Raw genomic sequence first — 9,063 nt, forward strand, 5'->3', positions numbered from 1 at the left:
GGTGCTGGCGGCTGCGCGCGGGGGCGACGCCGCCACCGCACCGCGGGCGGACGTGGACCGCCGGTGGGTGCTGCCGGTGCTCGCGGCCGGCCTGCTCGGCATCGGCAGCGCTGCGGTGTGGACCCACGGCCGGACCGTCCTGCAGGACGGCGGGCTCGGTGACCGCGCGGCGCTGTGGGTGTGGGTCTGCCTCGGGCTCGGTGCCACCGGCGCGGCGGTGCTGGCACCGCCGCTGCTGCGCGCCGGACCGGTGCGTGCGTGGTCGGCGTCGGCCGCGCTCACCGCGGCGGGGGTGGCCGGGTGGGCCCTGCCCCCGCACGGGGTCGTCCCGGTGGTCGCCGGCCTGGTCTTCGGCCTGGGGTTCACCACCGCGACGACGGCCCTGATCGCCTGGGCGGGGGAGGTGTCGGCGACGCCCGCCCCGGCGGTGTCGGCGTTCTTCGTGGCGCTGCTGCTGGGTCAGGCAGCGGGCGCGCCGCTGGCTTCCGGGCTGCTGGCCGCGGGCGCACCGGTGGCCCTCGGCGCCGCCGCGGCCGTGGTGGCGGCCGGGGCGGCGCTGCCGCTCAGCGGGCGCCGGCGAGCTCCACGGGCCCGGTGAGCTCCAGGGTGCGGGTGGTCTCCTCGCGCACCTCGGCGAACAGCGTCGGGTCGTCGGCCAGCGTGCGGCCGTAGGAGGGGATGGCCTCGCGCAGCAGCGGCTCCCACTCGGCGCGCCGGTCGGGGAAGCAGCGGCGCAGCAGGTCCAGCATCGCGGCGACCGCGGTGGAGGCCCCGGGGGAGGCGCCGAGCAGGCCGGCGATGGAGCCCTCGCCGCCGACGACGAGCTCGGTGCCGAACTGCAGCACGCCGCGGCCCTTGTCGTCCTGCTTGATGACCTGCACGCGCTGGCCGGCGTGGATCATCTCCCAGTCGTCGCCGTCGGCGGTGGGCACGAACTCCTCGAGCGCCTCGATCCGGTCCGAGGGGCGCTGCAGCACCTGGCCGATGAGGTAGCGGGTGAGGGCGGTCTGGGTGCGGGCGACACCGAGCATCGAGCCGATGTTGCCCAGTCGTACCGACTTGGGCAGGTCCAGCCAGGACCCCGCCTTGAGGAACTTCGGCGAGAAGCCGGCGTAGGGGCCGAACAGCAGCGACTGCCGGCCGTCGATCAGCCGCAGGTCCAGGTGCGGCACCGACATCGGCGGGGCGCCGACGGCGGCCTGGCCGTAGACCTTGGCCTGGTGGCGGGCGGCCAGCGCCTCGTTGGTGGACCGCAGGAACAGCCCGGACACCGGGAAGCCGCCGAAGCCCTTGATCTCGGGGATCTCCGCGCGCTGCAGCAACGGCAGCGCGCCACCGCCGGCACCGACGAACACGAAGCCCGCGTTGACGGTGAACTCCTCGCCGCTGGCGTGGTGCCTCGCGGCGACCTTCCAGCGGCCGTCGGTGGTGCGCTCCAGGCCCTGCACGCTGGTGCCGGTGTGCACCGCGACGCCGCGGGCGGTGGCCTGGTCCAGCAGCAGCCGGGTCAGCGACCCGAAGTCGACGTCGGTGCCGGCCAGCGAGCGGGTGGCGGCCACCGGCTGCTCGGGGTCGCGGCCCTCCATCATCAACGGCACCCACTGCGCCAGCTCGTCCTGCGAGGTGGTCAGCTCCAGCTCGGCGAACAGCGGCGATGCCGTCAGCGCGGCGTGCCGGGCCCGCATGTAGTCCTGGCCCTCGGTGCCGTGCACGAAGCTGATGTGCGGCACCGGGGTGATGAAGTGCTTGGGGGAGTCGGTCAGCCCGGTGCGCACGAGGTGGGACCAGAACTGCCGGGAGAGCTGGAACTGCTCGTTGATCGAGATGGCCTTGGTCGGGTCGACGGTGCCGTCGGGGCCCGCGGGGGTGTAGTTCAGCTCGCACAGCGCCGAGTGCCCGGTGCCGGCGTTGTTCCAGCCGTCGGAGCTCTCCGCGGCGACGCGGTCACCGGCCTCGAACAGCGTGATCGACCAGTGCGGGGCCACGATGCCCAGCAGGGCGGCCAGCGTCGCGCTCATCACCCCGCCCCCGACCAGGACGACGTCGGGTCGCGACGTGTCGGGGACGACGGGGTGGGCGTACTCGCCCGGCGCGGTGTTCTCGGCGCTGGTCACGGGGGTGGTGGGGCCTTCCTGGTGGTCGCGCGCGGCGGTCGTTGCCGCGTGCTGCGTTCAGGGAGCGGGGTCGCCGCTGACCCCATCGTCGTCCCACCGCAGGGCGTGCACCCCACCCGGGAGGTGTGACGCTCACCATGCTGACGCACCGCGCGCGTCCCGGCACCGCAGGTCGGGCCGGTACCGTCGGTGCGTGCCCGACGAGACGCGCCCCGAGCCGACCCGCGCGGAGACCGCCACCCGGTCCGCGACCGGCCGGCGGCCGCGGACGGCCCTGCTGGTCGGCATCGCCGCCGGCATCCTGGCGCTGGACCTGGTGACCAAGCTGGTCGTGGTCGCCACGCTGTCCGACCGGGAGCCGCTACGGCTGCTGGGCGGGGCGCTCTACCTCACCGAGGCCCGCAACACCGGCGCCGCGTTCTCCTTCGCCGAGGGCGCCACCGTGGTGTTCAGCCTCATCGCCGCGGTCGTCGTGGTGGTCATCGTGCGGGCCGCCCGCCGGCTGTTCTCCACCGGCTGGGCGGTGGCGCTGGGCCTGGTCCTGGGCGGGGCGCTGGGCAACCTGGTCGACCGCGTGTTCCGCGACCCCGGGTTCCTGCGCGGCGGGGTGGTGGACTTCCTGTCCCTGTTCGACCCCTACGGCCGGGTGTGGCCGATCTTCAACGTCGCCGACTCCGCCATCGTCTGCGGCGGGATCCTCGGCGCGGTCCTCGCCGTGCGGGGCATCGAGTTCGACGGCTCCCGCGGCAAGGACGAGCGCAAGGGCGAGGGCGAGGGCGCGGACCAGCGCACGGACGGCCGCACGGGCGCGGGGAGCGACTGACCGTCGGTCACAATGGCGGGGTGACCGCCAGCCTGCGCCGTGAGCTCCCGGTGCCCGACGGCCTGGAGGGCCAACGGGTCGACCAGGCGCTGTCGCGGCTGTTCGGGCTGTCCCGCGGCGCCGCGGCCGACCTCGCCGACTCCGGCCGGGTCCTGGTCGACGGCCGGGCCCGCAGCAAGGGCGACCGGCTGACCGCCGGCAGCTGGCTGGAGGTCGAGCTGCCCCCGCCTCCGGGCGAGCCCGCCCCGCCGCAGCCGGTCGAGGGCATGGCGGTGGTGCACGACGACGACGACGTCCTGGTGGTCGACAAGCCCGTCGGGGTCGCCGCGCACGGCAGCCCGGGCTGGGACGGCCCCACCGTCGTGGGCGGGCTGGCCGCCGCCGGCTACCGCATCTCCACCAGCGGGGCCGAGGAGCGGCGCGGCGTCGTGCACCGGCTGGACGCCGCCACCACCGGGCTGATGGTGGTCGCCAAGAGCGAGCGCGCCTACACCGTGCTCAAGCAGGCGTTCAAGGAACGCACGGTCGACAAGGGCTACCACGCGTTGGTGCAGGGCCACCCCGACCCCTCGCGGGGGACGATCGACGCGCCCATCGACCGGCACCCCAAGCACGACTGGCGCTTCGCCGTCGTGAGCACCGGCCGGCCCTCGGTGACCCACTACGACACCCTCGAGGCGTTCCCCGCCGCCTCGCTGGTCGACGTCAAGCTCGAGACCGGCCGCACCCACCAGATCCGGGTGCACTTCTCGGCCCTGCGCCACCCGCTGGTCGGCGACATGGCCTACGGCGCCGACCCGGTGCTGGCCGCCCGGCTCGGGGTGTCCCGGCAGTGGCTGCACGCGGTGCGGCTGGGCTTCGCCCACCCCGCCGACGGCCGCTGGGTGGAGTTCACCAGCAGCTACCCCGACGACATCGCCGGGGCGCTGCGCCGGTTGCGCGACGAGGCCTGAGGCCCCGTCCCCGACGTGACCGGCCTGCCCGACTCCCTCGCCGACTTCGGTCCGGCCGCCTTCGCCGCGGTCGTCGTCGCCGGCTACCTGGTCGTCGGCGAGCCCGTCGTGGGGCACGTGCTGCACCGCCGGTTCGAGGACCGGATGCGCACCGACGCCCGCGCGCGCCGGTCGTTCTACCTCCGGCTCCTGGTGCTGGAGTGGGGTCTGTCCCTGCTGGTCCTGGTGGTGTTCCTGGCCGCCCCGGACGTCGACGGCGGGCAGGTCGGGCTGCGCTGGCCGCAGGCCTGGCCCGGCTGGCTCACCTCGGCGGCCTGCCTGCTGCTGGTGGTCTTCGTGGTGGCCTCCACCCGGGTGCTGCGCTCGGGGGCGCTGGCCGCCGCCGCCCCGCCGCCCACCGGCCGGCACGGGGAGCCACCGGTGCCCTCGACGGTCGCGCTCCTGCCGCGATCGGCCGCCGAGCGCCGGCTGTTCGCCGTCGTCGGGGTGACCGCCGGGGTGTGCGAGGAGTGGCTGTACCGCGGCTTCTTCCTCGCGGTGGTGGCCGCGGTGGTCCCCGGGCTGCCCTCGGGTGCGCTGGTGGTGGTCGCGGCCGTCGCCTTCGGGGCCGCGCACGCCTACCAGGGCGCGGGCGGCGTGCTGCTGACCGGCGTGCTGGGCGGGGTGTTCGCCGCCCTCTACCTGCAGACGGGGTCGTTGCTCCTGCCGGTCCTGCTGCACGCCGCCGTCGACCTCCGGTTCCTGCTCGTCCCGACCGCCGCGCTGCCGTCGCTGGGCCCCCGCGGGGTCCCGGGACGGGACACGCGGGGGGACCAGCACGACTCTGTCGGACCCCCGGAGTAGACAGCGGGGAGTGGGAGGATCGGGGCCGAGCACCCCCTGATCCACCCGATGCACCACCGGTCTGCGCACACGGCCTTCCCCGCCGGTCAGCACCACCTGCACCTGCACCACCGACCAGTGAGGAGCCCCCGTGCCTGACGGCGAGAACTTCGTGCACCTGCACGTGCACACCGAGTACTCGATGCTCGACGGCGCGGCGAAGCTGCCCGAGGTCACCCGGGCCGCCGCCGAGCAGGGCATGCCGGCCCTGGCCATGACCGACCACGGCAACGTCTTCGGCGCCTACGACTTCTACAAGCAGGCCAAGGCCGCCGGGGTCAAGCCGATCATCGGCATGGAGGGCTACTACACGCCCGGGTCACGGTTCGACCGCGCGCCCTACGACTTCGGCGCGATCGCCGACGAGGACGGCGAGGGCGCCTCGTCCAAGGGCAAGGCCGCCTACACCCACATGACCCTGCTGGCCCGCACCACCGAGGGCATGCACAACCTGTTCCGGCTGTCCTCGCTGGCCAGCCTCGAGGGCCAGTACCGCAAGCCGCGCTTCGACCGCGACCTGCTCGAGCAGTACGGCACGGGCCTCATCGCCACCACCGGGTGCCCCTCCGGCGAGGTCAACATGTGGCTGCGGGCGGGCAAGGTCGACCGCGCCCGGCAGGCGGCGGCGGACTTCCAGGACATCTTCGGGCGGGAGAACTTCTACGCCGAGGTGATGGACCACGGCCTGTCGATCGAGAAGCAGACCAAGCCCGCGCTGCTGGAGATCGCCCGCGAGCTGGGCATTCCGCTGCTGGCCACCAACGACCTGCACTACACCCACCGCGAGGACGCCGAGGCCCACGACGCCCTGCTGTGCATCCAGACCGGGGCGCGGCTGAACGAGACCAACCGCTTCAAGTTCAACGGCGACGGCTACTACCTCAAGTCCGCCGCCGAGATGCGCGGGCTGTTCACCGAGATGCCCGAGGCGTGCGACAACACGCTGCTGGTCGCCGAGCAGTGCGAGGTCACCTTCACCGAGGGTGCCGACCTCATGCCCCGGTTCCCGCTGCCCGAGGGCGAGGACGAGACCTCCTGGTTCATCAAGGAGGTCGAGCGCGGGCTGCACAAGCGCTGGCCCGGCGGCATCCCCGACCACGTGCGCAAGCAGGCCGACTACGAGGTCGGGATCATCACGCAGATGGGCTTCCCGGGGTACTTCCTCGTGGTCGCCGACTTCATCAACTGGGCCAAGGACAACGGGATCCGGGTCGGCCCCGGCCGTGGCTCGGCGGCGGGCTCGCTGGCCGCCTACGCGATGGGCATCACCGACCTCGACCCGCTGGCCCACGGCCTGATCTTCGAGCGGTTCCTCAACCCCGAGCGCGTGTCGATGCCCGACGTCGACATCGACTTCGACGAGCGCCGGCGCGGCGAGGTCATCCGCTACGTCTCGGAGAAGTACGGCGAGGAGCGGGTCAGCCAGATCGTCACCTACGGCACGATCAAGGCCAAGGCCGCGATCAAGGACGCCGGCCGGGTGCTCGACCGGCCCTTCTCCGTCGGCGACGAGCTCACCAAGCTGCTGCCCCCGGACGTGATGGGCAAGGGCATCCCGCTGACCGGGGTCTTCGACCCGGCGCACCCGCGCTACAAGGAGGCCGCGGAGTTCCGGGCCCGCTACGAGTCCGACCCCGGCGCCGCCGAGGTGGTCGACCAGGCCCGCAAGCTCGAGGGCCTCAAGCGGCAGTGGGGCGTGCACGCCGCCGGGGTCATCATCGGCCGCTACCCGCTCATCGACAGCGTGCCGATCATGCGGCGCGAGGCCGACGGCGCGATCATCACGCAGTTCGACTACCCCACGTGCGAGACGCTCGGGCTGCTGAAGATGGACTTCCTGGGCCTGCGCAACCTCACCGTCATCGACGACGCGCTGCGCAACATCGAGATCAACGGCAAGCCGCCGATCGACCTCGACGAGCTCAGCCGCGACCTGACCGACCCGAAGACCTACGAGCTGCTGTCCAAGGGCGAGACGCTGGGTGTCTTCCAGTTCGACGGCGGCCCCATGCGGTCGCTGCTGCGCCTCATGCGCCCGGACAACTTCGAGGACATCTCGGCCGTCGGCGCGTTGTACCGGCCCGGCCCGATGGGTGCCAACTCGCACACCAACTACGCGTTGCGCAAGAACGGCCAGCAGGAGATCACCCCGATCCACCCGGAGCTCGCCGAGCCCCTGGAGGAGATCCTCGGCCAGACGTACGGCCTGATCGTCTACCAGGAGCAGGTCATGGCCATCGCGCAGAAGGTCGCCGGGTACTCCCTCGGCAAGGCCGACCTGCTGCGCCGCGCGATGGGCAAGAAGAAGAAGTCGGTGCTGGACGCCGAGTTCGTCGGGTTCGAGGCCGGCATGAAGGCCAACGGGTTCTCCGGCGCGGCGATCAAGACGCTGTGGGACATCCTGGTGCCCTTCGCCGACTACGCCTTCAACAAGGCGCACTCGGCGGCCTACGGCCTGGTCTCCTACTGGACGGCCTACCTCAAGGCCAACTACCCGGCCGAGTACATGGCCGGCCTGCTCACCAGCGTCGGCGACGACAAGGACCGCCGGCCGGTGTACCTGGCCGAGTGCCGCCGGATGGGCATCAAGGTGCTGCCGCCCGACGTCAACGAGTCCTCCTGGGACTTCACCGCCGTCGGCCAGGACATCCGCTTCGGTCTGGCGTCGGTGCGCAACGTCGGCCACAACGTCGTCGCCTCGATCGTGAAGGCGCGGGAGGAGAAGGGCGCCTTCCGCGACTTCAACGACTTCATGCGCAAGATCGACACGGTGGCGTGCAACAAGAAGGTCATCGACTCCCTCGCCAAGGCCGGCGCGTTCGACTCCCTCGGGCACTCCCGGCAGGCGATCGCGGTCAAGCACCCCGAGGCCGTCGACGCCGCGATGGCGGTCAAGCGGCGCGAGGCGGAGGGCCAGTTCGACCTGTTCGGCGACATGGGTGGCGAGGACTCCGGCGCCGGCGCCTTCGACGTGGTGCTGGGCACCGCCGACTGGTCCAAGGCCGAGCGGCTGGTCTTCGAGCGCGACATGCTCGGCCTCTACGTCTCCGACCACCCGCTGCACGGGGTGGAGCACGTGCTCACCAGCCACGCCGACACCGCGCTGGCCGAGATCCTCGCCGGCGGCGTCGAGGACGGCGCCAACGTCACCGTCGCGGGCATCCTCACCGCGGTCTCCCCGCGCACGAACAAGCAGGGCGCGCCCTGGGCCATCGCCACCATCGAGGACCTCGAGGCCGGCATCGAGGTCCTGTTCTTCCCCAAGACCTGGCTCGAAGTGGCCGACAAGGTCGCCCGGGATCAGATCGTGGTGGTCAAGGGGCGCATCTCCCGGCGCGACGACACCCCGTCGATCTTCGGCTCCGAGGTCATGGTCCCCGAGCTCACCGAGGGCCCGCGCGGCCCGGTGCTCGTGTCGATGCCGGCGGCCCGGTGCACCCCGCCGGTCGTGGAGCGGCTGCGCGAGGTGCTGGGCAGCCACCCCGGCACCACCGAGGTGCAGCTGAAGCTGATCAACGGCCAGCGCGAGACGGTGCTGCGGCTGGACCAGCGGCTGTCCGTGCGGCCCAGCACCGCCCTCATGGGCGACATCAAGGCGCTGCTGGGCCCCACCAGCGTCGCCATCCTCTGAACGCCTCCTCTGGGCGCCGCCGCCGTGCGCCTGTGGTCGAATCGCTGACGTGACCGACGCCCCGCCCCCCACCCCGACCCCCGGGCCGGACGCACCCTCCGGCGCCGGGGGCCCGCGTCCGCCCGCGGTGCGGTCCGGTGTGCCGGGGCTGCGCGGCAGCCGGGACGACGTCCGCGGCGCCGTGGTCACCGCCGTCGTGCTGGCCCTGCTCGGCCTGGTCGCCGGCCTGCTGTGGGTGTGGCTGGCCCCCCGCGCCCAGTTCACCGTCACCTCCACCGAGGGTGCGGTCGAGGTCACCGGGGGCGGGCTGGTGAACCCGGAGCTGTTCGCCTCCGACGACGGGGTCTACGTGCTCCTGCTCGGCGGGCTGGGCCTGCTGGCGGGCCTGGCGGGCTGGCTGCCCCGGCGGCGGCGCGGCGTGGTCACCCTGGTGGGGCTCACGGTCGGGATGCTCGCCGCGTCGGTGACCGCCTGGCAGCTGGGCGCCCTGCTGGGCCGCGGTCCCTCCCGCGAGCAGCTGATGACCGTCGGCACCGTCGTCACCACCGCCCTGGACCTCAACATGCTGGCCGCGCTGGCCGTGGGCCCCTTCGTCGCGGTGCTCGTCTACGTCGTCGCCACCGTGCTGGCCAGCCGGGACGACCTCGGCCGCGGCGACCC

The 9,063-nt window shown here is 73.4% G+C and carries 6 protein-coding genes and 1 pseudogene; 6 read left to right on the forward strand and 1 reads right to left on the reverse strand.

The features are described 5' to 3' along the window. Window positions 1-598: pseudogene (locus NH342_RS20175) on the forward strand (hypothetical protein); the annotation flags it as partial. Here NH342_RS20175 and NH342_RS20180 read toward each other — a convergent pair. Next, a complete protein-coding gene (locus NH342_RS20180) occupies window positions 564-2,114 on the reverse strand; it encodes a malate:quinone oxidoreductase (RefSeq protein ID WP_253017668.1) in 1,551 nt (516 codons plus the stop codon). The pseudogene NH342_RS20175 and the gene NH342_RS20180 overlap by 35 nt on opposite strands. A 193-nt stretch (window positions 2,115-2,307) precedes the next feature. Here NH342_RS20180 and lspA point away from each other — a divergent pair, with 193 nt between their 5' ends. The 5 genes from lspA to NH342_RS20205 all read left to right on the forward strand — a co-directional run. Beyond that, complete coding sequence (lspA, locus tag NH342_RS20185; RefSeq protein ID WP_253017669.1) at window positions 2,308-2,937, forward strand: signal peptidase II; 630 nt, start codon at window positions 2,308-2,310, stop codon at window positions 2,935-2,937. A 20-nt stretch (window positions 2,938-2,957) separates the two neighbouring features. Further along, window positions 2,958-3,890 carry an RluA family pseudouridine synthase gene (locus NH342_RS20190; RefSeq protein WP_253017670.1) on the forward strand — a complete coding sequence of 311 codons (933 nt, stop codon included), beginning with the start codon at window positions 2,958-2,960 and terminating at the stop codon, window positions 3,888-3,890. Between the two features lie 15 nt (window positions 3,891-3,905). After that, on the forward strand, window positions 3,906-4,733 hold the full coding sequence (locus tag NH342_RS20195; protein WP_253017671.1) for a CPBP family intramembrane glutamic endopeptidase: 828 nt from the start codon (window positions 3,906-3,908) through the stop codon (window positions 4,731-4,733). A 130-nt stretch (window positions 4,734-4,863) separates the two neighbouring features. Then, window positions 4,864-8,403 carry a DNA polymerase III subunit alpha gene (gene dnaE / locus NH342_RS20200; RefSeq protein WP_253017672.1) on the forward strand — a complete coding sequence of 1,180 codons (3,540 nt, stop codon included), beginning with the start codon at window positions 4,864-4,866 and terminating at the stop codon, window positions 8,401-8,403. Window positions 8,404-8,452: 49 nt separating this feature from the next. Then, a partial coding sequence (locus tag NH342_RS20205; protein WP_253017673.1) for a DUF2567 domain-containing protein occupies window positions 8,453-9,063 on the forward strand: 611 nt, incomplete at its 3' end.

It is taken from the genome of Klenkia sp. PcliD-1-E (assembly GCF_024124375.1).
In the GTDB taxonomy this organism is placed as follows: Bacteria; Actinomycetota; Actinomycetes; order Mycobacteriales; family Geodermatophilaceae; genus Klenkia.